Origin of the sequence: Halomonas sp. XH26, from assembly GCF_024138895.1 — a bacterium.
GTDB classification, from domain to species: Bacteria; Pseudomonadota; Gammaproteobacteria; order Pseudomonadales; family Halomonadaceae; genus Vreelandella; species Vreelandella alkaliphila.
The window spans coordinates 1899238-1919764 of record NZ_CP071889.1 but is presented as its reverse complement, the minus strand read 5'-3'; the positions used below and the strand labels follow the sequence as shown (position 1 = coordinate 1919764).

General features: G+C 48.9%; 27 protein-coding genes. 7 read left to right on the top strand and 20 right to left on the bottom strand.

The window, feature by feature from the left end:
- The first annotated feature begins 25 nt into the window (after positions 1-25).
- Both J4377_RS08930 and J4377_RS08925 read left to right on the top strand, forming a co-directional pair.
- The gene (locus tag J4377_RS08930; RefSeq protein ID WP_253487954.1) at positions 26-967 is read left to right on the top strand and encodes a histone deacetylase family protein; all 942 of its coding nucleotides are present in this window, start codon (positions 26-28) and stop codon (positions 965-967) included.
- Between the two features lie 102 nt (positions 968-1069).
- Positions 1070-1702 (top strand): helix-turn-helix domain-containing protein, encoded by a 633-nt coding sequence (locus J4377_RS08925; RefSeq protein ID WP_038484202.1) that lies wholly within the window; start codon positions 1070-1072, stop codon positions 1700-1702.
- A gap of 41 nt (positions 1703-1743) precedes the next feature.
- Here the strand turns inward: J4377_RS08925 and J4377_RS08920 are convergent, their stop codons facing one another.
- The 8 genes from J4377_RS08920 to J4377_RS08885 form a co-directional block, all read right to left on the bottom strand.
- Complete coding sequence (locus J4377_RS08920; protein ID WP_095602924.1) at positions 1744-2094, bottom strand: TusE/DsrC/DsvC family sulfur relay protein; 351 nt, start codon at positions 2092-2094, stop codon at positions 1744-1746.
- Positions 2095-2096: 2 nt separating this feature from the next.
- Positions 2097-2384 carry a sulfurtransferase complex subunit TusB gene (gene tusB / locus J4377_RS08915; RefSeq protein ID WP_095602923.1) on the bottom strand — a complete coding sequence of 96 codons (288 nt, stop codon included), beginning with the start codon at positions 2382-2384 and terminating at the stop codon, positions 2097-2099.
- Positions 2385-2420: 36 nt separating this feature from the next.
- Positions 2421-2786: a sulfurtransferase complex subunit TusC gene (tusC, locus tag J4377_RS08910; protein WP_038484193.1), complete on the bottom strand. Its 366-nt coding sequence runs from the start codon at positions 2784-2786 to the stop codon at positions 2421-2423.
- Positions 2787-2839: 53 nt separating this feature from the next.
- A complete protein-coding gene (gene tusD / locus J4377_RS08905; protein WP_038484190.1) occupies positions 2840-3229 on the bottom strand; it encodes a sulfurtransferase complex subunit TusD in 390 nt (129 codons plus the stop codon).
- 81 nt (positions 3230-3310) lie between these two features.
- Positions 3311-3991: a Bax inhibitor-1/YccA family protein gene (locus J4377_RS08900; RefSeq protein WP_038484188.1), complete on the bottom strand. Its 681-nt coding sequence runs from the start codon at positions 3989-3991 to the stop codon at positions 3311-3313.
- Between the two features lie 221 nt (positions 3992-4212).
- Positions 4213-4389: a hypothetical protein gene (locus J4377_RS08895; protein ID WP_167457121.1), complete on the bottom strand. Its 177-nt coding sequence runs from the start codon at positions 4387-4389 to the stop codon at positions 4213-4215.
- Positions 4390-4504: 115 nt separating this feature from the next.
- Positions 4505-5509 carry an aldo/keto reductase gene (locus J4377_RS08890; RefSeq protein WP_095602922.1) on the bottom strand — a complete coding sequence of 335 codons (1005 nt, stop codon included), beginning with the start codon at positions 5507-5509 and terminating at the stop codon, positions 4505-4507.
- Positions 5510-5531: 22 nt separating this feature from the next.
- Positions 5532-6593 (bottom strand): hydrolase, encoded by a 1062-nt coding sequence (locus J4377_RS08885; RefSeq protein WP_253487952.1) that lies wholly within the window; start codon positions 6591-6593, stop codon positions 5532-5534.
- Positions 6594-6890: 297 nt separating this feature from the next.
- On the opposite strand from J4377_RS08885, the gene J4377_RS08880 reads away from it, so the two are divergent.
- Positions 6891-8303 (top strand): cytochrome ubiquinol oxidase subunit I, encoded by a 1413-nt coding sequence (locus J4377_RS08880; RefSeq protein ID WP_038484182.1) that lies wholly within the window; start codon positions 6891-6893, stop codon positions 8301-8303.
- On the top strand, positions 8300-9298 hold the full coding sequence (gene cydB / locus J4377_RS08875; RefSeq protein WP_253487950.1) for a cytochrome d ubiquinol oxidase subunit II: 999 nt from the start codon (positions 8300-8302) through the stop codon (positions 9296-9298). The genes J4377_RS08880 and cydB overlap by 4 nt, the downstream gene beginning before the upstream one ends.
- Before the next feature lie 122 nt (positions 9299-9420).
- Here the strand turns inward: cydB and J4377_RS08870 are convergent, their stop codons facing one another.
- The 3 genes from J4377_RS08870 to J4377_RS08860 all read right to left on the bottom strand — a co-directional run bounded on the left by J4377_RS08870 (position 9421) and on the right by J4377_RS08860 (position 12405).
- Positions 9421-10590 carry an alpha-hydroxy acid oxidase gene (locus J4377_RS08870; protein WP_253487948.1) on the bottom strand — a complete coding sequence of 390 codons (1170 nt, stop codon included), beginning with the start codon at positions 10588-10590 and terminating at the stop codon, positions 9421-9423.
- Positions 10591-10759: 169 nt separating this feature from the next.
- Positions 10760-11062 carry a helix-turn-helix domain-containing protein gene (locus J4377_RS08865; RefSeq protein WP_038484173.1) on the bottom strand — a complete coding sequence of 101 codons (303 nt, stop codon included), beginning with the start codon at positions 11060-11062 and terminating at the stop codon, positions 10760-10762.
- Positions 11059-12405: a type II toxin-antitoxin system HipA family toxin gene (locus J4377_RS08860; RefSeq protein WP_253487946.1), complete on the bottom strand. Its 1347-nt coding sequence runs from the start codon at positions 12403-12405 to the stop codon at positions 11059-11061. Before J4377_RS08860 ends, J4377_RS08865 begins: the two co-directional genes overlap by 4 nt.
- 179 nt (positions 12406-12584) lie before the next feature.
- Between J4377_RS08860 and J4377_RS08855 the strand changes: the two genes are divergently transcribed.
- Together J4377_RS08855 and J4377_RS08850 are read left to right on the top strand one after the other, a co-directional pair.
- Entirely contained in the window at positions 12585-12890 is a 306-nt protein-coding gene (locus J4377_RS08855; protein ID WP_038484167.1) for a hypothetical protein, read from the top strand.
- A 148-nt stretch (positions 12891-13038) separates the two neighbouring features.
- Positions 13039-13818 carry a transporter substrate-binding domain-containing protein gene (locus J4377_RS08850; protein ID WP_253487944.1) on the top strand — a complete coding sequence of 260 codons (780 nt, stop codon included), beginning with the start codon at positions 13039-13041 and terminating at the stop codon, positions 13816-13818.
- A gap of 97 nt (positions 13819-13915) precedes the next feature.
- Here J4377_RS08850 and J4377_RS08845 read toward each other — a convergent pair whose 3' ends face one another.
- The 6 genes from J4377_RS08845 to J4377_RS08820 form a co-directional block, all read right to left on the bottom strand.
- A complete protein-coding gene (locus J4377_RS08845; RefSeq protein WP_253487942.1) occupies positions 13916-14473 on the bottom strand; it encodes a hypothetical protein in 558 nt (185 codons plus the stop codon).
- Between the two features lie 228 nt (positions 14474-14701).
- Positions 14702-15169, bottom strand: coding sequence for a GNAT family N-acetyltransferase (locus J4377_RS08840; protein ID WP_038484158.1), 468 nt, complete (start codon positions 15167-15169; stop codon positions 14702-14704).
- 97 nt (positions 15170-15266) lie between these two features.
- Positions 15267-15770, bottom strand: coding sequence for a hypothetical protein (locus tag J4377_RS08835; protein ID WP_198349731.1), 504 nt, complete (start codon positions 15768-15770; stop codon positions 15267-15269).
- 37 nt (positions 15771-15807) lie between these two features.
- Positions 15808-16119 (bottom strand): addiction module antidote protein, encoded by a 312-nt coding sequence (locus J4377_RS08830; protein WP_038484152.1) that lies wholly within the window; start codon positions 16117-16119, stop codon positions 15808-15810.
- Positions 16120-16275: 156 nt separating this feature from the next.
- A complete protein-coding gene (locus tag J4377_RS08825) occupies positions 16276-16437 on the bottom strand; it encodes a hypothetical protein (protein ID WP_231656915.1) in 162 nt (53 codons plus the stop codon).
- An 86-nt stretch (positions 16438-16523) separates the two neighbouring features.
- The gene (locus tag J4377_RS08820; protein ID WP_167541175.1) at positions 16524-16697 is read right to left on the bottom strand and encodes a hypothetical protein; all 174 of its coding nucleotides are present in this window, start codon (positions 16695-16697) and stop codon (positions 16524-16526) included.
- Positions 16698-17003: 306 nt separating this feature from the next.
- Between J4377_RS08820 and J4377_RS08815 the strand changes: the two genes are divergently transcribed.
- On the top strand, positions 17004-18194 hold the full coding sequence (locus J4377_RS08815; RefSeq protein WP_253487940.1) for an integrase arm-type DNA-binding domain-containing protein: 1191 nt from the start codon (positions 17004-17006) through the stop codon (positions 18192-18194).
- A 50-nt stretch (positions 18195-18244) separates the two neighbouring features.
- Here the strand turns inward: J4377_RS08815 and J4377_RS08810 are convergent, their stop codons facing one another.
- The 3 genes from J4377_RS08810 to J4377_RS08800 all read right to left on the bottom strand — a co-directional run bounded on the left by J4377_RS08810 (position 18245) and on the right by J4377_RS08800 (position 20487).
- Positions 18245-18721, bottom strand: coding sequence for a hypothetical protein (locus J4377_RS08810; RefSeq protein ID WP_253487938.1), 477 nt, complete (start codon positions 18719-18721; stop codon positions 18245-18247).
- Positions 18722-18787: 66 nt separating this feature from the next.
- Positions 18788-19387, bottom strand: a complete 600-nt coding sequence (locus J4377_RS08805; protein ID WP_253487937.1) for a DUF4276 family protein — start codon at positions 19385-19387, stop codon at positions 18788-18790.
- The gene (locus J4377_RS08800) at positions 19384-20487 is read right to left on the bottom strand and encodes an AAA family ATPase (RefSeq protein ID WP_078087603.1); all 1104 of its coding nucleotides are present in this window, start codon (positions 20485-20487) and stop codon (positions 19384-19386) included. The genes J4377_RS08805 and J4377_RS08800 overlap by 4 nt, the downstream gene beginning before the upstream one ends.
- Positions 20488-20527 lie beyond the last annotated feature (40 nt).

Sequence of the window (20527 nt, the reverse complement as noted above, 5' to 3'; positions counted from 1 at the left end):
GCGATATTGTCTTCGGAGCGCTTGCATGATTACTGCCTACCTTACTCACCCAGACTGCGCATTGCACCATATGGGGCCTGAGCACCCTGAAAGCCCTCAACGGCTTGAAGCGATTCGTGCGCGCCTATCTCTAGCAGGCCTTCTTCAACAAACCATGCAGGCGGATGCCAAAGAGGCGTGTGACGAGGCGTTAGCAAGAGTGCACCCAACAAGGCACCTTAATGCGTTAGAAAAGTGCCTGCCGAAAGAAGGCATCGTTACACTCGATAGCGACACAATGATGAATCCCGATAGCCTAAAAGCGGCAAGAGTGGCCGCAGGAGCCGTCATTCGCGGAGTTGATCAAGTCTTTAAGCGCCAAGCTGACAACGTATTTTGCGCAGTACGGCCGCCTGGGCATCATGCAGAAGCGGCTGATGCGATGGGGTTTTGTTTCTATAACAACATTGCCGTCGGTGCGGCCCATGCAAAAGCAAAATATGGTGCCAAACGTATCGCAATACTCGATTTTGATGTTCATCAATGCAACGGCACTATTGATATCTTCAAAAATGATCCAGAGGTACTGGTGTGCACGAGCTTCCAGTATCCGTTTTACCCCTGGCGCTATTTACGCAGTGAATGGCAAAATGTGGTCAATACGCCGCTGGAAGTAGGCACTGATAGTAAAGAGTTTAGACGCATTATCGAACGACAGTGGCTTCCCGCCCTCCATGCGTTCAAACCAGACTTAGTCATGCTTTCTGCAGGCTTTGATGCTCATCGCGACGACCCTATGGGAGACATCTGTTTAGAAGACGAGGACTTTTATTGGGTAACCCACTTAGCAATGGAGATTGCGGCCCTCTATGCAGAAAACCGAGTAGTTTCAGTACTTGAGGGGGGGTATAACCCGAAAACGCTCGCTAGCGGTGCAGAAGCTCACTTAAAAGCGCTATTGGGTTTGCCCTTTACGGATGTTCCATGACGTATGCCACTCACTATTGTGAAACGTCATGCGACGGCGACCTTGATAAAGAGCGTCTGTGATAACATGCGGTTTTATTGACGTTTACTCACGTGGCTTTTTATGACCGCTACTACTGAAGAGCATGCTGCGCTGCGCATAGCCTCTGGGCGAAAGCCCTTTGTCGAACCTTTACGCCTGGGGGAACGTTTAAAACAGATTCGCCTTGCTAACCAGTGGACATTGGAAGACGTCAGCCAGCGCACAGGCTTAGCACGGTCAACGCTCTCCAAGATCGAAAATGACCAAGTGTCGCCTACGTTCAGTGTGGTTCAAAAACTTATTACCGGCCTGAACATCGACCTGCCCCAGCTATTTACGCCGCCGAAGCGTGAGCGCTATACCATGGGGCGTAGAGATCTTACCCGTAAGGGCAAGGGCCAAGTGCACCCTACCCCTACCTACGAGCATGAGCTGCTAGGGCATCAGCTTGCTCAAAAGCGCATGATTCCCTTCAAGACCATTGTTAGAGCACGCAGTTTTGATGAGTATCATCAGTGGGTTCGACACGACGGTGAAGAATTTCTGATGATTTTAGAAGGCGATATTTTGTTATACACAGAATTTTATGCGCCACTCATGCTCGCCGAAGGCGATAGTATTTATTTTGATAGTGACATGGGGCATGCCCTTGTTTCTACCAGCCCAGAAGATGCGGTCGTGCTTTCTGTTTGCACACGGGGCGACTCGGTCTAACGCCAAGATTTCGTATTGCTCAAAATAACCGCAAAAAATAGCTATAAACAGTTTGTGGGCTTAGGAAGGCCAGCGATGCGAGCAATACGCTTTGGTGGACTCCCCGGAAACAGCATCATTAAATAAATCGAATTCCCCTTCTCATCACCCAGCGCCTGTTTTGTGGCTTTCACTAAGGGCCGCATTGCGGGTGCCATTTCATATCGAGTATAAAAATCGCGCACCAGCTGAATAATTTCCCAGTGTTTTTCTGTGAGGGTTAACCCTTCATCCTCAGCGAGTAACTGAGCAACCTCATCGCTCCACTGATCCTGCTTAACTAGATATCCCTCAGGATCTAGTTGAATCTTTTGCGATGAATCAAGATAACGGTATAAACTTTGATTACTCATATTCAATACCAGGAAATGATCTTTTCATTTTGCTCGGTCAACCTAATAAAGCCATCCATCTCTATCAAAGGCAGCCCATGGCTTGTGGCAACAGAGTGAACCCCTCTCGAAATAGCATCTTCAGCTAGCAAAAAAAACGACGCTGTATTGGCTGCCCAGCCTTGCCATTCAGGATAGAGCGCAGCCTGCACGCCGTCTTCTATCAGCACAACAGAATCGCCATTGCTGAGTGCGTTAAGCATTTGCACAGCAGCATCGCTATGGGGAGGTTTATTCAGAATATGCAGCATAGTTATTGGCTACTCTGCTAAAAATTGAGCGCAAAATTAAAAATTAAGAACATAATTATAACGCTGGAATAGGTCTGGCACGTCTGAAGGCGAGACTAGGGTAACTCCCTCAACCAGCTGATCAGTGGCTATATTGAAGGCTTGTAGAGTCTCGGTAGGGACTAATATGTTTTCTATATCGTACATTTCTAACATATTAATTGTCGGTAGCGTGGCTTTTTGGCCAGGCGCGCCAACCTGTTGCTCTTTGAGTAACGCGAATATCCCCTGCCCTAAAAACAGCAGATCAACCGCTTGCCCAAAGGCAGCAGACACTAGCGCAACATCCAGCCCTTCCCGCAACTCATTTGAGCTGTAGGGCGCATGTCGTATAACGATAAGTCGCTCATTTGCTTCAGCCATCTTAGTCCTACCTGTCTACTCTGGTCGCCCTGTTTTCAGCCCTGTTCTCACTACTAAGCAAACGTAATCAAACGATCACAGCGCTGCTGTAGCTCAAGCAGTTGTCCTAGCCCCGTTAATTCAAAGGGTGGCTCAAGATTGAAGTTCACTTTCCCGTGCCGCTTTGCCTCTGCTTCACTCACCACGCCACGGCGTAACGCCGCCGCGATGCATACATCTAATGCCACCCCGTGCTGATGATGCAGGTCAACCCAAGCATCTCGCATATTGAGCTCATCCTGTGGAGGAGACATTAGTCGGGAGGCATTATGAACGCCATCTTGATAGAAAAAAACGCCCTTGATGTGGTGTCCTTCATTTAGCACTGCTTGGGCAAATCGCAGCGCGGAATGAGGGGCTGCACTACTATACGGCGCCCCCATGACCAATAAGCCATACTCCATCGGATTATCTCGATACAGTCCGCCCTAAAAAAAACAGACCCTAGCAAGTAGGGTCTGTCGCGATAGTACTGCAGGGGTTGATCAATCGTTGCTCATAATGCCTAAAATCGAGAGCAGACTGATGAACAGGTTATAAATGGAAACATAAAGCGTAATAGTTGCGAGGATGTAGTTGGTCTCTCCCGCCCGGTGAACAATTTCACTGGTTTGGTAGAGGATCGCAGCTGATGCAAACAGCACAAAACCAGCGGAAACCATCAATGAAAGCGCAGGAATATTGAAGATCAGCCCAGCTACCATGGCCAAAATCAACACAATGGCACCAGCCATTAGGAAATTACCTAAAAAGCTGAAGTCTTTCTTGGTGGTTAATGCAACCGCAGAAAGGCCAATAAACGTCAAGCCAGTCATTGCCAATGCATTCATTATCAAAGCGCCACCGTTAGGCAACGTAAGATAGGCGGAAATGATTGGGCCAAGCGTAAAGCCCATAAATCCGGTGAATGCAAAAGTCGCCAGCAGACCAGCTGCTGAATTGGCCGTTTTGTGAACCAGGAACATCAGCCCATATGCACCGATAAAGAACACAAAAATGTTCATTTGTTGGATGCCCATTGCGACAGAGGCACCAGCGGTGACCGCAGAGAATAGCAATGTCATGGCCAATAGCGCGTAAGTGTTACGCAGAACTTTATTAGCGCTAACACTACTTACTTCGCTGCGCGTTTGCGCTCTCGCCGTGTTCGAATCGTTAAAAGCCATTTATCTATGCTCCCTAATGGTAATACTAACAACGGACAAGGATGCCGTTACCAAGTTCCAGACGCAAGTATTTGTCTTCCACGCAAACAACTGCTTTTTAAGGCACTTGCTCCTCCAGCGTTGACTATGCTTAACATTCCACACCACTTTGGACATAGAAATGCGCTATAAAATTCCCCTGACCGTGCCACATTTGGCGTGATTATCTTCGCCTCTTCTGCTTACAGCTTCACTGCTGGCGGTGAAACGTTATCGTCGTCTTCTTCCTTGTGAGGTAAATGCTGCATTGTCGCTGCTTGACGCGCATCCTGAGCGTTATAGAGACGTGCATCGATCACGTTCAGCACCGCCAACTGTGCAAATAGCACGGCAAAACAAATAATCAGACCTTTTAACATGGCAGTGCTCCTTGGTGGGCTAACAACATCGTCGTTGGTAGCGAATAATAGTCCTAGGCGGAAAGAAAGCAACGGTGTTTGGTAAAATCACCATTTGCCCTATCAATTTACTCTATTAATCCGCAAATTCTTCAGTGTCAATATCGGCTTGTTGCGCATCGCTATAACGAGCGCCAGCGACTTGGCTCGGCAACAGCATACCGTTGAGCTGAGTCACTGTTGCGTCATCCAGTACGACCGTTTCAGCGCGTAAGTTCTCGCGTATATGCGTCACTGAGCAGGAACCAGGAATAGGCACAATATGATGGCCCTGGGCGTTTAACCAAGCTAGCGCCAGCTGTGCGGGTGAGATCTCAAGACGCCTAGCCATTGTTTTAACGTCATCCAACAAAGCTATATTGTGAGGTAAATTGTCTTTACTAAAGCGAGGCATTCCGGAGCGCATATCCCCTGTCGAAAACTGGGTACTTTCTTCCACTGCCCCCGTCAGAAAACCACGCCCAAGTGGACTGAACGCCACTAAGGCGGCACCGAGCTCCGCACATACATCCTTCAGAGCAATGTCGGGATTACGTGTCCAGAGTGAGTATTCTGACTGTACTGCTGCGACTGGATATTCCGCATTACCTTTACGAAGTGTTTCTGCCGATACCTCAGATAAACCAACCGCACCAATTTTACCCTCTTCCACTAGTCGGCCCAGCGCCCCAACACTCTCTTCAATAGGAACACTGCGATCTAGGCGATGCAGGTAGTAAATATCCAAATAATCCGTTTTCAGTCGTGACAGACTCTCTTCACACTGGCGACGCAATGTGCCGGGGCGACCATCGATAATGCGCTTCCCTGTTTCAGCATCCAATGCCATTCCACACTTGCTGGCGAGAAACAGCTGGTGCCTTTTTGTTTTTAAAGCGAGCCCCAACAACCGCTCATTTGCTGTTCCACCATAGAGCGTCGCCGTATCAAAATGGCGGTATCCCATCTCAAAGGCTTCTTCCAATACCCGAAGCGCCTCTGTTTCTGGCACATACTGCCCATAGCCATGGGAAAGATTCATGCATCCCAAGCCAATACGAGGAGACGAGACACCGTTTAATCGGTCAAAGAACACGGACATAGCAACCTCAGGGTGATTGACGTTAATTGGATAGTAGTGCGCTAGTGTTATGCGTTTTACCCTGGCTACAAACCTGCGACTGCAGCCAGTCAGGCAATCGGTGTTCAAGATAATAACGCGGCCGCCACGGAGGACCCTCTATAAAGCCCACATGGCCACCCGAGGCATGAAGCTCCAGGGTGACATTGCTTGGCAAAGTTTCCGCATTAGGAACGCTCTGTGGGTAGATAAAAGGGTCATCTAGCGCATGCACAATGAGCGTTGGAATACGAAGGTGCTCCACGAAGAAAGCACTGCTGCAGCGATGGTAATAGTCATCAGCACTTTCAAAGCCATGCAGTGGCGCAGTAACGCGGCCATCGAAGTCCCAAAACGTCTTCATACCTTGTAATGTTTCAAGCGCCGCTAAACGCGCCAGTTCTTCCCTTCGCCCTTGGCGTAAAAACACCTGCTGTTTATGTTCAACATACTGGCGCAAGTCTCGCAGGAAACGGGCCTGGTAAATTCTGGAGAAGCCTTTACTTATTCGGTCTGCGCAGTGGTCTAGCCGAAACGGTACCGATACTGCTACCGCCGCCTGCAACGGAGTATTGCCACCCTCTTCACCCAAATACTTGAGCAACACATTGCCACCCAATGAGTAACCTATCGCGGCAAACAATTTGTATGGATAGCGTAACGTTAGTTGCTGAACCACATCCGCTAAGTCCTCACTCGCGCCAGAGTGATATCCCCTGGCACGATGGTTTGGCTCACCAGAGCAGCCACGCCAATTGACAGCCACGCTCTGCCAACCGCGCTCCGCTAACGCTTGTTGTTGCCCTAGTATATACAGTGAAGAAGAACTGCCAGTTAGGCCATGAAGCAGCAGTACACAATTCGCCGACTCACCCTCAGGCCCATACCAATCCACATCGATAAAATCACCATCTTGAAGCCTCATTCGCTCCCGCCGGCGTTGTAATTGGGGCGATGTCCGCCATAGCGGGCTATAGAGCGTTTGCAAATGTCCGCCTGGCAGCCAGCGCGAAGGTCGAAATGGAGGCAGAGGTGGAAACGGTATTGAAGACGGGATTGAAGACATTGAGGAAAAGCGCCAGCAAAAAACAGCTGAATAGCTTAGCAAAATTTGTAAGCAGATTTGGTTGTGGCAGAAATATCGCCCTGGGGCTCGCCTAAAGCAGAAGCCACTTGTGTGCAGCGTTCTCATAGATGCGACAATACGCCATGCATCATTAGATACTTTCAACTTACGTCGCAGAGTGGTTTCAACTACTATTATTAATGATTAAAGAAATATAGCCATAGCCTTTAAGAATATAGCTCCTGCGACAACTACTGATTTTCAATACTTTCATGCCACACGATCTAGGAGGTCGCCATGGAATTAGATCCTCTGTTGCTTTCAAGGCTGCAGTTCGCTTTTGTTGTCTCTTTTCATGCCATTTTTCCGGTGTTTACTATCGGTCTGGCTTCCTACATCGCACTACTGCATGGCCTGTTTTACAAAACGGAAAACCCCGCTTGGGATCGCTTGGCGCTCTTCTGGACAAAAGTGTTTGCCGTTGTGTTTGGCATGGGCGTCGTATCAGGCATTGTTATGTCGTTTCAGTTTGGTACTAACTGGAGCAACTTTGCCTACGCCACATCTAACTTCTTAGGTCCTGTCCTCAGCTATGAGGTAGTAACGGCCTTTTTCCTAGAAGCTGCTTTTCTAGGCGTACTGTTATTTGGCCGCAATAAAGTACCTGAAGGTGTGCATTTATTTGCTGCCATCATGGTTGCTGTAGGCACGTTTATATCTTCTTTCTGGATACTTTCTGCCAACAGTTGGATGCAAACTCCTGCAGGTTTTGAGCTGATCGACGGTCGGTTTCATATCACTTCTTGGATGGAAGCACTCTTTAACCCCTCCTTCTGGTATCGCTTTGTTCACATGGGCATGGCTTCTTTCCTAACCGGCGGGTTCGTCGTTGCAGGGGTTAGCGCTTGGTTCTTACTGCGCAAGCGTGATGTTGAAGCTAACAAAAAAGCGCTATCCATGTGTTTGTGGTTACTGCTGATCTTAGCGCCAGCACAAGCGGTAGTCGGCGATTTTCACGGTCTGAACACCTTGGAGCACCAGCCAACGAAAGTAGCCGCCATGGAGGGTAACTGGGAAACGCAAACCAATGTGCCACTTCTGCTTTTTGCTATTCCTGATAAAGAAGCCCAGACCAATCATTTTGAAATTGGCATCCCCAACCTTGCCAGCTTGATTCTGACGCACCATGTCGATGGTGAAGTTCCGGGGCTTAACGCAGTACCGATAGAAGAGCAGCCCCCTGTCATCATTGTATTCTGGGCTTTCCGCGTCATGGTAGGCATTGGCTTGCTGATGATTGCTGTTGCGCTGACTGGATTGTTTCTGCGTCGTAAAGGGCGTGTCTATGAAAACCCGCTTTTCTTAAAAACGCTTACCGTCATGATTGCATCCCCTTTCCTTGCGGTTCTGGGTGGTTGGATTGTTACCGAATCAGGACGTGCGCCTTGGTTAGTGTATGGCGTCATGACTCACGCGGAAGGGTTAACGCCTTCCCTTACTGGCGGTATGGCGCTGTTTACCTTGATTGGCTATATCGCTGTTTACAGCGTGGTGTTTTTTACCGGTATTTATTATCTAACGCGCGTTGTGCGCAATGGCATGAAAGAAGAAACACAGGCTGAAGTTGAAGGCGAGGTTGAACGCCCGAAACGCCCCCTATCAGCAGCACACACCCCCTTTGATGATGATTTGGAAGGAGCCAACACATGAGTATTGATCTTTCACTCATCTGGGCTGCCATTATTGGCTTTGGCGTCATTATGTATGTCTTGATGGATGGCTTCGATCTAGGGCTTGGGATTTTGTTTCCCTTCGCGCCTGATGAAGAGTCACGCGATGTGATGATGAACTCTGTTGCTCCCGTGTGGGATGGCAATGAGACTTGGTTAGTACTAGGTGGTGCAGGGCTGCTCGGCGCCTTTCCTTTAGTTTATTCCGTGTTTTTGCCCGCGCTCTATATCGGTGTTTTCCTAATGCTGGCTGGCTTGATTTTTCGCGGCATCTCGTTCGAGTTTCGCTTCAAGTCTAAGAAAAACCGCCGTTGGTGGAACCGCGCATTTTGTTGGGGCTCTGCCATTGCCACCTTCGCTCAAGGCGCGGTCGTCGGCGCTTACATCCAAGGATTTGCTGTCGAAGACTTTCGCTATGTCGGTGGCGCACTGGATTGGTTGACGCCCTTTACTGTATTGACGGGGCTTGGACTAATGGCGGGCTACGCATTGCTTGGTTCTACGTGGCTGATCCTGAAGTCAGAAGGCCATGTCCAGCAGTGGGCCTATCGCATCACACCAAAATTACTCTTAGCGGTATTGGTGGTATTTGGCATTGTTAGCCTGTGGACACCGCTGGTTAGTCCAGAAGTGCGTGACCGCTGGATGAACCAGATCCACCTAATTTGGCTGTTCCCCATTCTTGCCATGGTCTGCGCTGGAGCTCTTTATCGTGCCGTAAAACGCCAGCAGGAAGGCTTACCGTTTGTCTCAACACTGGGCCTATTTATCTTTACTTACCTTGGTCTCATCGCCAGTAAATGGCCGGTTATCGTACCGCCCAACTATACAATTTGGGATGCCGCTTCTGCACCGGAGTCGCAATTGTTTTTGCTGATCGGCATGCTGTTTGTAATCCCTATCGTATTGACCTACACCGCCTGGTCTTACTGGGTATTCCGCGGCAAGGTAAAAGTGGGCGAAGGGTACCATTAACGCTTTACCAGTTAATCTATTGATTGCTTGTCACAAATTGCTTGTCACAAAAAAAGAAGGGTGCCATTTAGGCACCCTTCTTTTATTACTTTGGATATAACGTAGGCTTCACTGAGTGCGCTCTAAAGCTTGACAGTAGGATCAGCAAAACCATGCGGCACATAAAGATTATGAGGGCCTAAGCGGCTAACGTCTATTTCTCCACATAGCGCCATTGTGGTATCAAGCTCTTTATGGATAATCTGTAGCGCCCTGGTGACGCCTTCTTCACCAGCAGCCCCTAACCCATAGGTAAAAGCACGCCCAATGTAGGTTCCCTTAGCCCCCAGCGCCAACGCTTTCAGCACGTCCTGGCCCGAACGGATACCAGAATCGAGATGGACTTCTATCTCGTCACCCACTTCATCGATAATACTTGTCAGCATCCGGATCGAGCTCATTGCTCCATCAAGCTGACGTCCGCCATGATTAGAAACAATAATGGCATCAGCGCCTATCTCTACGGCACAGCGCGCATCCTCAGGGGTCATAATGCCCTTCACAATCAGCTTACCGCCCCACCACGTTTTAAATTGCGCAATACGCTTCCAATCCAGCGATACATCGAAGGCCTCTACTGTCCACGCTAACAATGAGGAAGGGTCAGTAACCCCTTTGGCGTGCCCCACAATATTGCCAAATGAGCGACGCTTGGTTTTCAGCATCTCCAAACCCCAAGGAATTTTCGTCGCCATGTTGGCAATCGATTTTGCGGTCAATTTAGGGGGTGCAGAGAGTCCGTTTTTGAGATCTTTGTGGCGCTGCCCCAGTACTTGCAAATCGACAGTGACCACAACAGCTGAGCAGTTAGCCGCCTTGGCACGCTCAAACAAGCGGCGCATAAAATCATCATCTTTTAAGGTATACACCTGGAACCAGAACGGCTGCGAAGTGTGTTCTGCGACGTCCTCAATCGAGCAAATCGACATGGTCGACAGCGTAAACAGCACACCAAGTTTTTCAGCCGCCCGTGCTGCTTTAATTTCGCCATCTGCCGATTGCATTCCCGTTAGCCCTACGGGTGCAAGCGCAACCGGCATAGCCACATCTTCGCCCAGCATAGAACTTCGCGTAGAACGCCCGGACATATCGACCGCAACACGCTGTTTTAAATGAATATGCTGGAAGTCGCTGGTATTTTCACGAAAGGTTTGCTCTGTCCAACTGCCCGACTCGGCGTAGTCATAAAACATTTTTGGTGTACGGCGGGCGTAATGGCGACGAAGGTCTTCAATGTTGGTATAGATCGGCATAACACATCCTTAATAAATATTGTTCTCATTAGTATCTAGAACAGACGGCCTATATTGTTCTCCAATACTGCACAAGTAAACGCCCTGTTTCGCTCTCTTTACTCAGCAAACTATTTCAGCATAACCAGTAGAGATTTGAGGAAATGGCAGGGCATTAAAAGGAAACAAGTTACTCGGTGAACGCCAAAACTTGCTCCAACAGAGCACGCTTACGCGGCAGCAAGCTCACTTCTAACCCTAGCGGCCGGAATACACGATTCTTAACCTCTAGGGTGACATTGTTCTTGTCGCCTTCCAGATCCGATAACGTTCGTCGACTGATACCCACCAAAGCGGCATAACGTGTTTGGTTCAACCCCAGCACATCGCGGCGTAACGCACGCAATAACGCACCATCGGTGATTTCCCCCGCATAGAAACGTTTCAACAGAGCCACCAGGGCCTCTTCGCGATCATCAGAATAACGCTTCATAACAACCCCCAGCGCTTGAATCGAGTGTTGATAGTGCGTAGGCCGACTGCAGGCATGTCAAGGATTCGGGGTGGAACTCCACGGGCAGCCAAGCGTTCATCGACGCCCTCTAGCTTCAATGCAAGCGCACGGAGCTCTTCCATCACTCGTTCTGGATCGACAACGTCTGCCAGGGTGTCGGCAATTCCTCGCCAATCGTACTCCCCGCCAACTTCCAGGGGCGTTCCCCATTGCGTTGTTCGTGTCACCCCCTCGGGGTCAGCCTTCATAGGTGCAAAGTCATATACGGGGGCAAGCTCAATGCTGTCGAGGCGCTTCAATAACGCTGTATTCCGACCATGGTTATCAGAGTTACCGAAAGCAATATTCAACAAATCACGCTTAATCCACTCCAAAGCAAAGCGCTCGCCCTCGAAAACAGCGCCTTGTTCTTGCACGCGATATTGAGCGCTCAGCAAACTAATCAGTTGGCGGATTGTTTCGCCATGATGCAGAAAGGTGCCCGGCGCGGCGCCTACCAAGGAGTAGACCGACTCCAGCCCATAGCGAACCCAAGTGCCGTCGAGGTACTGCATGTCGAAACGGGGTAACCACAGGGATGGATAACGCTCTCCCTCCACCAAACGCATCTGTTCGGTATCTATCGTAGCCACCCCTAACGATGCAAGCTCCTGATAATAGTGATATTCAGCGCGCAAGATGTCGCAATCGTCAGCTGAACGTCTACCGCGCGGGAATTTCACCAGCATGGGTAGGTCAGGTCGATGGTTTTCATCCTGCCAGGTATCAATCCAAACGTGGTCGTCGTTCGTCAATCTGAGCAGCAATTTTGGCGCTTCACCGCCAGCCCCAGTGGCACCACCACTGGCCGCCCCCATCTGCTGGGCATACTCTAAAAAGTCCACCTGACGCTCTACAACGCTTTGCAGCGGAAACCGTCGCTCCTCTAAGGCTTTCTTTACGGTGAGGTCAGGCACTGATTCTTTGATTCGTAAGTTGCCGACCGGCGCGATAGTGCCACGAGCCAGTAATTCAGCATCCTGTTGCCCGACGGGTAAATCGTGAAGCCCTAAATAATTCACCCAAAAACGTCGGCTAGCTCCGGCCGGCATAATGTCTTCCAAGAAACCGAACCAGTGTGGCGATTCATGGGTCAGCATTAACTCGATAGGCAACCGCATACTGCAAGCGTGCAGGTCATCTTGAAATAGCCACTCAACGGCATAGTCAGTCACATAGCGCAGCCGAGACTCCCCGCGAGTACCCTGCTCAGGGTTAGGCAACGACAATTCAGCCGCATCATGCCACGCTTGTTCAAAATGAACCTGTATCGTTAACTTCACGAATCACCCATGTCGAAAGCCGCAGATGTCCGAAATTATTGATGCGCAGTAAAGTGCTCAAAAATTCTTCCAAGGATTACTTATGAGCAGTTTAGCGCACATAATTACCACAACAAAGAATTAATGAGCATTATAGTGCACACTGAATTATCCACACGAACGCCATATTGGAGCCTAATGTGAATATTACCCATTTAGAGCATGCGTTTGTCGCGCTGCTGATTCAAATGGCTCTACTTCCTTTTGCAAACGCAAGAGTCACCGGTGCCATCGCGGTAGCACTGTTGCTTGGACGTGAGATTGCACAACATGAATACAGGTTAGCCGTTCAACGTGGTTGGGAATGGGGGCAAACATTACCGGTGGGCATATTTGAGGGTGTTTGGCGTGGCTGGACGCTGGATTCGGTATTAGACGTTGTTTTACCTGCCCTGGCATGCACAGTAGTGGCCATTACGATCAAAGTCATAAAGCCAAACGGCTAAATCGCGAAAGCTAAGTGTTTAGGAACGACAAAAGGCCCTGACTCCTCAGAAGCATTTAACAAGTCTTTATAAAGCACTTTACCTATTACGCGAATCATGCAAAATTACTTAATCAACACCTTATATAAAAACGAAAAAAGGAAAGTCTATGCCCCGCAGTCACATAGGAATAGCAACGGCGCTTACATCACTGCTATTTGCCGCTCCAGCCTACTCCGACGATCCACTTCGCCTCGCTGTTGATGTTCCCTTTGAGCCTTTTGAGTATCGCTTGCCCGACGGCACCCTAACAGGCTTTGAGGTGGAGCTGGGTGAAGAAGTATGTCGACGCATCGAGCGTGAGTGCGAATGGGTAGAGCAAGGCTGGGACGGCATCATCCCCGGCTTATTAGCACGCAAATACGACGCCATCATGTCCTCAATGGCAATCACCGATGCGCGCCGCGAGCAAGTGCTGTTCTCAGAACCCTACTACAGCAACCCTAGTGTCTGGGTGACTCAGGAAGGCAAAGAGATCGATATTGAGGATCACGACGCCCTTGAAGGCATATCGGTAGGCGTTCAGCGTGGCACCATCCGCGATGAGTACATCACCGACACCTATGGCGATCTCGTTGACGTACGGCGCTATGCAACAGGCGAAGATCTCGCGGTAGACATTAGAACAGGTCGTTTAGACGCAGCTTTTATGTATTACCCACTAGCGCTGTCATCGCTTGAAGTTAACGCTGAAGGCAGTGGGATTGTTACCAGCTCGCCGCTGATCCGCGAGCCCAAGCACTATTTCGGACATGGCGTGGCGGCAGCCTTCCATCCTCGCAATGAAGCCCTGGCGGAGCAGTTCAATGAGGCACTGCGAGAAATCAAGCAAGACGGTACCTACGACGAGCTAATGAACAAATACGTCGACTACGACATCAAGATCTAAGATCTGTCACTATCTCAACAACTATAACCCCAGGGATAACACGCTACGCTTACCCCTGGGGTCGTTGTATTAAGTAGAGAACAATCTAAATCTAAATCTAATTCCGAGACAGTGCTTCATTAAGAATGGGTACTTGTACTCTACTTAGCCCAGCTAATCTCCACGTCTCAACGGGCTCGCTGCCTTCTGCCCCCTGGATTGAGCCCCAAGCCACTCGAATCGACGTTGTGTAAACAGCCCCGTCTCCCATCACAATATTCGCGTCAATTAAATACCGTCGCTTCTGCTCTTGCATGACGTCATCATCAAAATCCGAGGTTACTTCAATCTCCGCAATACCCGCATCGTTACATGCTTCATGGAAGACAGAAAATTTCTCTTCATAATAGGGATCCGGCTCAATTTTCCGTTGATGCATCCCAAGGTGCCTTTCTATATCACCATCACAGATTGCTTGAACAACGAGCTCAACCATCCCTGTTGCCGTCTCGCTATACACTCCATTCGCCTCACTGGCCTCACTGGCCTCACTGGCCTCACTGGCCTCACTGGCCTCACTGGCCTCACTGGCCTCACTGGCCAGCGTAGAGGAAACTAGCAGCAGAGAAAGCGCTACAGCGGTCGAAATAGAGAATAAATTGGTTTTTTTAAACATGCTTACTTCCCTTTTTTAGCGCTACTCAACGTGACTTAAGGTCGAAACCAGTCCATCGCAATCACTCACAATCCTTAAGATGACAGTAGCTTAGGAAGCGAAACCTGTCACAAAAAATCACCCCACATCTCACTCAACTAAAAAAGCGCTTGAGAGCGCTTCGATGTAACGTTATGAGTGAATAGGCCGTGGGGAGTAGTGAGCGAAGCGAACGGTTTGAACCACTTATTAGCCGATAAGTTTGCACATGATGTGGGAGTGATCTTTAAAACCTAGCTTCTGATAAAACTTTTGTGCTGATTGGTTAAAGGCCATAACCTCTAGCCTGATTTGCTCCGCGCCTTGCGAGGCAGCCCACTTGCTACATGCCGACATAAGTTTTGTGCCAACGCCTGAAGCACGATACTTTTCATCAACGACTATCGTCCCTACACGACAAACCGGACAGCTAACTAGAAACGGTATTGTCTCGTTTTTAGTGATTATTGCCGTTAGAAATCCGACAACTCTACTTTCTACTTCTGCTACCAAAAACAGCCTTGACTTATCACTCAGAGCATTTTTTAAAAACTCTTTGTCAGCGGCGGAAGGCTTTGTAAATGCTTCTGGTGCATTTTCGAAATGTAAAGTACCTATTTGCTCATTCAGTACCAATAATGCTTCTAGGTCCGTTGCTTCCGCTTCTCTGGTTCTCATAGATCCCTTTGATGCCACTGCTTCCGGCTAATGCCCACCATAAACGGCGCGAGGAACGAGCGTTCTACGACCGAAGGGAGCGTAATTGATGGTTTGGTTATGCATTAACTGCTCGTTCTACCTCAGAGAAACTGCTGCAAACTACTATTTTATGAGCTTGAGCTTTGGAAAATGCATAAAACCGTACCAGATTGTCCCGGTCGTACTTTTGGTTCCAAGATATCAGTTCAATAAGGTTTGCAAACGTTTCGTCTTTTTCGTGGCTACGTGAAAGTTTGTAGCCCAAATAGCGCCGCAGAACTCTCCATTGCCTCAGCAACACTGGCGTATTGAGAACAATTATCTTATCGGCGCCCTCAAAGGACTTCTCTAGCCATTTATAATAGACCCCTTCAATTATCCAGGTGTCATTCGACAGGATTGACTCTAAGTTTCTTTGCCGTGCCTCGTCGCTAGACCTGATGTAATCCGTATGGTTTCGGTCCCAAAATATGTCATCTAAATCGTGCTGGGGCAGACCATATTTCTCTGAAAGCCTTCTAGCAATATATGACTTTCCGCTTCCCGGACCACCAATTATGTGCAGTTTTTGATATTTCATAGCTTCGTGCGCTTCGATACACTTCTTTTAAGTGGTTTTAGTTTGCTGGCGCTTGATGAGTAAGATCGCGGAAGTTAACGCCTGTGGCTTTAATCACCGCGGTCATAGTTCGAAGTGTTGGGTTGCCCTTGGGGGACAAGGCGCGATAAAGGCTTTCGCGTGATACTTTGGCACGTTCTGCTACCAGCGCCATTCCACCTTGAGCTTCAACGACATGACGCAGCGCCATCAGGAAGGCTGACTCTCCCCCCTCTTCGTCCAGCTCATCAAACGCTGTTCGCAGGTAGTCCAGAACTATACCGGGGTCAGTGCGCAGCATCTCAATAACTGCTTCATCATGACGTTTCATGACGTATTCTCCTTTTGTGGTCGGCCAAAAACGCTTTTGCCTATTCGATGTCAGACTGCTGGCGCTGTTTGGTACCACCTATTAACAACATTACTAAGCGCGCCCCTACCTTGGCGTAGTAAACGCGGTAGCCAGGGCCATGGTAATGCACAGCTCTCACACCCCATCGCCTACTGTCTTGGTACCACCTGCCGCTAGCCTGTTAAGGCGTGTTAGCACCCGCATGGCGGCTTGACGATCTTTAGCCTTAGTGGCAACCAGCCAGGCTTGAAAAGGGTCATAGCCATCAGCGGTAAGGTAGTGGGCAAGTTCAGTCATAATGCATTGTAGCTTTTAAGCTACAAATTAAAAGAGATAGCTTGACTTTAAGCGATTGAAAAAAACTCAAACGGCAATGGCTTTTTTTACCAACGAATTCTTAGTAGCTGAATTTTCAATGAGGCATACTCGTTGACCTGGTTACGGGCGCGGTTGATATTCACTAACAGCTTGCTTAGGTCAGCTCTCTCAACATGACCGAGTGAAATACGCACCTTACGCCATACCGGGCAAGAGACGCGGTAGCCAAGTTCGATCACGTTCTCATCACGTTAAATAACCGATGGAGAGTATCGAGGCGCTGCTAGGAAGGAAAAAGAAAGCCTAGAAACGAAAAAAGCCCCGTAAAAACGGGGCTTTATAATCGAGGTGGCGGAGGGACAGTCCGTATATTAAATATCCAACAGCATCCAATGCCTTCCATTAATCCACTGATTTAAAATAAGAAAATAGCTAAAACAGTCCAGTCCCATCCATTCTTATATTACGTAAAACAGAGACTAAGTATGGGCTGGAGTATGGGCTGGGATATGGTACGCTGAAAACCTACTACGGGGATAGCGGCTATGGGAAAACTGACAACAAAAGGCGTACAAAAGCTGGTCAGGGAATCAAACCCTGGCATGACCAATGATGGGGATGGGCTGTACCTCAAAATTGGTAAAGGTGGCGGCGCAAGCTGGATTTACCGTTTTCGCTGGGATGGCAAGCTGAGAGATATGGGTCTTGGTAGCTATGCAGATACATCTCTATCTGAGGCAAGAGATGTAGCTTCTGAGCAACGTAAGCTCGTTAAGCAGGGTATCGACCCGTTAGCAGCTCGTGAGCAGAGAACTGAAAAAGAAATTGCGCCTGTAACGTTTACGCACTGCGCAGCACGCTATATCCAGTCGCACCGCCGCAGCTGGCGGAATGCTAAACATGCGCGTCAATGGGTAAGCACGCTTAAAACATACGTGCGCCCTGTGATAGGAAACCTCCCTGTAGAGGAAGTCACAACTCAGGACATATTGAAGATTTTAACGCCTATCTGGACGGTCAAAAACGAGACCGCTAAGCGTGTACAAGGGCGTATTGAAAACGTATTAGACTTCGCAGCGGCACATGAATATCGCGACCCGGTTAACCCTGCCCGCTGGCGTGGCCATCTCGACAAACTCCTAGCTAAGCCGTCGAGGGTTCAAAAGGTGAATCACCACCCTGCCATGCCTTACGAGCAAGTAGCGGCGTTTATGAACTCAATTCAGCATTACAACAGCATGTCTTCTAAGGCGCTGCAGCTCCTCATATTGACCGCTACTCGCACGTCAGAAGTACTCAATGCTGAGTGGCATGAAATCGACATAGTAAAATCAACTTGGCAGATACCCGCCACACGTATGAAAGCGAATCGTGAGCACAGGGTGCCACTATCTAAGCAGGCACTGGATCTGTTGTTGAGCCTCCCTCGCGTGAGAGGCAATAGCTTTATTTTCCCAGGTATGAAAGCGGGTCGACCGCTATCCAATATGTCGCTTCTGCAATTTATGCGCGGGCTTGGTTACGGGCCTAGTGGTGAAAAAGGCAATTATGTACCCCACGGCTTCCGCTCAAGCTTTAGGGATTGGACAGGCGAGGTAACGAGCTATCCTAGGGATGTAGCTGAAATGGCGTTAGCACATGCCATTGAAAATAAAGTGGAAGCCGCCTATCGACGTGGAGATCTATTTGAAAAGCGGAGAGCAATGATGCAGGAATGGGCGAATTACATCACGTGAGTGATCAACTGTAACAGTTAGGCGCTGTTTAAGGCAGCGCCTAAAATCATTTAGAACGAGTAGAATTGCGTGTAAAAGCCCATCGCAGGAGAGTCAACGCTTGGCAGTGCTGCCGCAGAGCCACGACTTGGAAGCTCCACACGCTTACCATCGTCTGTCACAGCAATAATACTTGTGGCTTTACGCATGCGCTCCCAAGCATAAAGGAACCCTTCAGCGTGCGCGCGTGAATTGGTGAAATGTGGATTGGATATTTCATAACCATCCAATACGAGATTGAACTCACCCTGACGATCATTCCCATAAGCGATACCGTCAATAGTCAGCGTCATGCTGACTGGGTTTTCATCATTACACGCAATGTACAACTCAGCAGAGCCGTCAGAACTTACCGCCATATATTCTGCCGTTCCTTGGCCCCAACCACTTGCCCAGGTACCAGGCTCACCAAAGTAGGCATTAGCTGTAACAGGCACAGTCGCCAACCCAATCACGAACGAAACTGATAAAGCATTTGCTAATTTCATTGCAAATCCTTTTTTAGCTTTTGAATGCTGCAATGAAACTATCGGCCAGAATTAAATTTTATTTAGTCATATTTTTATTCTGAGCTGTTCTATAGCAGTCAGCCAAGCATCAAAGCGAGGGCAAGCTGCCCTCGCCTCCTGCAAACCATCTTCTAAAGTAACTGGGCCATGGAATTTTTTATCATACTGAGGGGCAATCGCTTTAATACGCCGTGAGGGGCAGGTGTCATAACCATCGTTGACTTGTTCAGCCCCGCCACACTGATCAACTATCTGACGGATCTTATCGCCCAGGCCACTAACGCCAATGACACTTTCTGCACGGTCGGGAACTGCGAGTACCAGCGCTTCAAATTCATACTGCTGAATGTATGGCGTGAATCGATGCCGTTTATCGGCTGGTATCAAATCGTTGATCGCTGCTTCTAACGCATCAACACTACCCTCTGGCCGTTTATGAAATCCATAGAAATCGTAGAATGTGGTCACATGGTCAAACATCGCAAGAAGCTTGCTAAGCTCTTTTTCAACACGCTCAAGCGAAACACGCCCATGCATATCAATGGGATACGCAAAAACGTTGCTATGTGCCAATACCGGTGCCAATACCCGCGTCACAAACTCACGTTCCGTTGCCCCTTCAACACTAATACCCAATCGAATCATGCTGGCGTACCTCCCAGCAGATTTTTCTCCCAAAGATCTCCTAAGCGATAATCATCCAACCATGCTTCTAGCGCGCCCGCATCTAAACGCTTAAAGGTTGAGCGATTTTCGTGATGTTCAACGACGACCACATCGTCAGCGCCAAACTCATTAGCCAGCGATACTGACTGCGTAGAGATAATAATTTGAGTTGATTGGCTAACCAGCCTAAGCATGGAACCCAATAGCTGTATGGCATACGGGTGCAATCCTAGTTCAGGCTCATCTAGCAATATCAGGGAAGGTAGGCTGGGCTGTAGCAGTAAAGTAGCCATGCAAATAAAGCGCAGCGTACCGTCCGAAAGCGCATGCGCATCAAAATAGGCGTCGCTGCCTTTATGTTTCCAACGCAGCCGAATTTTACTGTCGTTATGCCGTTCAGGTGCCAGTATGAAATCGTGAAAAAACGGCGCGACCCGCTGGATCGTGGACACGATTCGCTTATAGATGTCTGGGTTATGGGTCTGAATGTCATAAAGGAAGGCCGCTAAGTTTTCACCCTGTTCGCGTAAGCGATCATTATCTAACAGCTCTCCCGCCTGCTTCATAGGCGCACTGCTGCTGGTATCATGAAAGTGATATACCTTCCAGTCAGAAATGTGCTTAGCCACATTACCTGCAATAGTCATACCCTGCGGTGCTGGCAAGGCTGATTCGTCAGCACCAGGCTTAGCAAGCGCTTTTTTTTTGTCGCCACCTGAAAAGCCTATGGCGTCAGCAAAAAACTCGCAAAACTCTTCTTTAAAGACTAGCCGCCCATCTTGCGATGGAATCAAGGTTGCCCCATAGCTGTTTGGATCAAAGCGCAAGTACGTTGAAAGCGTAGGAGTCTGTTTTCGGCCAAAATGAAGCAGCGCATCCGCTCCGCCCTGTTCCGCTACATATAGCTGCAAATCTTTTTGAAGCAGCTTATTCATGAAGCGAAAAAAATTGATGAAGTTCGACTTCCCCGCACCATTAGGGCCAATGAGCACGTTCAGTGGCTTGAGCTCTAGCGAGGTAGACTCGATAGAGCGAAAACCATTAATTTCTAGGTGCGTGAGGTAGCCAACTTTAGCCATTCACTGTGTCCTCCAGCCCATGAGATGTAAATCACCCACC

Coding starts and splice junctions, on each gene's coding strand:
- J4377_RS08930 (WP_253487954.1), top strand. CDS start 26: ATGATTACTGCCTACCTTACTCACCCAGACTGCGCATTGCACCATATG.
- J4377_RS08925 (WP_038484202.1), top strand. CDS start 1,070: ATGACCGCTACTACTGAAGAGCATGCTGCGCTGCGCATAGCCTCTGGG.
- J4377_RS08920 (WP_095602924.1), bottom strand. CDS start 2,094: ATGAGTAATCAAAGTTTATACCGTTATCTTGATTCATCGCAAAAGATT.
- tusB (WP_095602923.1), bottom strand. CDS start 2,384: ATGCTGCATATTCTGAATAAACCTCCCCATAGCGATGCTGCTGTGCAA.
- tusC (WP_038484193.1), bottom strand. CDS start 2,786: ATGGCTGAAGCAAATGAGCGACTTATCGTTATACGACATGCGCCCTAC.
- tusD (WP_038484190.1), bottom strand. CDS start 3,229: ATGGAGTATGGCTTATTGGTCATGGGGGCGCCGTATAGTAGTGCAGCC.
- J4377_RS08900 (WP_038484188.1), bottom strand. CDS start 3,991: ATGGCTTTTAACGATTCGAACACGGCGAGAGCGCAAACGCGCAGCGAA.
- J4377_RS08895 (WP_167457121.1), bottom strand. CDS start 4,389: ATGTTAAAAGGTCTGATTATTTGTTTTGCCGTGCTATTTGCACAGTTG.
- J4377_RS08890 (WP_095602922.1), bottom strand. CDS start 5,509: ATGTCCGTGTTCTTTGACCGATTAAACGGTGTCTCGTCTCCTCGTATT.
- J4377_RS08885 (WP_253487952.1), bottom strand. CDS start 6,593: ATGTCTTCAATCCCGTCTTCAATACCGTTTCCACCTCTGCCTCCATTT.
- J4377_RS08880 (WP_038484182.1), top strand. CDS start 6,891: ATGGAATTAGATCCTCTGTTGCTTTCAAGGCTGCAGTTCGCTTTTGTT.
- cydB (WP_253487950.1), top strand. CDS start 8,300: ATGAGTATTGATCTTTCACTCATCTGGGCTGCCATTATTGGCTTTGGC.
- J4377_RS08870 (WP_253487948.1), bottom strand. CDS start 10,590: ATGCCGATCTATACCAACATTGAAGACCTTCGTCGCCATTACGCCCGC.
- J4377_RS08865 (WP_038484173.1), bottom strand. CDS start 11,062: ATGAAGCGTTATTCTGATGATCGCGAAGAGGCCCTGGTGGCTCTGTTG.
- J4377_RS08850 (WP_253487944.1), top strand. CDS start 13,039: ATGCCCCGCAGTCACATAGGAATAGCAACGGCGCTTACATCACTGCTA.
- J4377_RS08845 (WP_253487942.1), bottom strand. CDS start 14,473: ATGTTTAAAAAAACCAATTTATTCTCTATTTCGACCGCTGTAGCGCTT.
- J4377_RS08840 (WP_038484158.1), bottom strand. CDS start 15,169: ATGAGAACCAGAGAAGCGGAAGCAACGGACCTAGAAGCATTATTGGTA.
- J4377_RS08835 (WP_198349731.1), bottom strand. CDS start 15,770: ATGAAATATCAAAAACTGCACATAATTGGTGGTCCGGGAAGCGGAAAG.
- J4377_RS08830 (WP_038484152.1), bottom strand. CDS start 16,119: ATGAAACGTCATGATGAAGCAGTTATTGAGATGCTGCGCACTGACCCC.
- J4377_RS08825 (WP_231656915.1), bottom strand. CDS start 16,437: ATGACTGAACTTGCCCACTACCTTACCGCTGATGGCTATGACCCTTTT.
- J4377_RS08815 (WP_253487940.1), top strand. CDS start 17,004: ATGGGAAAACTGACAACAAAAGGCGTACAAAAGCTGGTCAGGGAATCA.
- J4377_RS08810 (WP_253487938.1), bottom strand. CDS start 18,721: ATGAAATTAGCAAATGCTTTATCAGTTTCGTTCGTGATTGGGTTGGCG.
- J4377_RS08805 (WP_253487937.1), bottom strand. CDS start 19,387: ATGATTCGATTGGGTATTAGTGTTGAAGGGGCAACGGAACGTGAGTTT.
- J4377_RS08800 (WP_078087603.1), bottom strand. CDS start 20,487: ATGGCTAAAGTTGGCTACCTCACGCACCTAGAAATTAATGGTTTTCGC.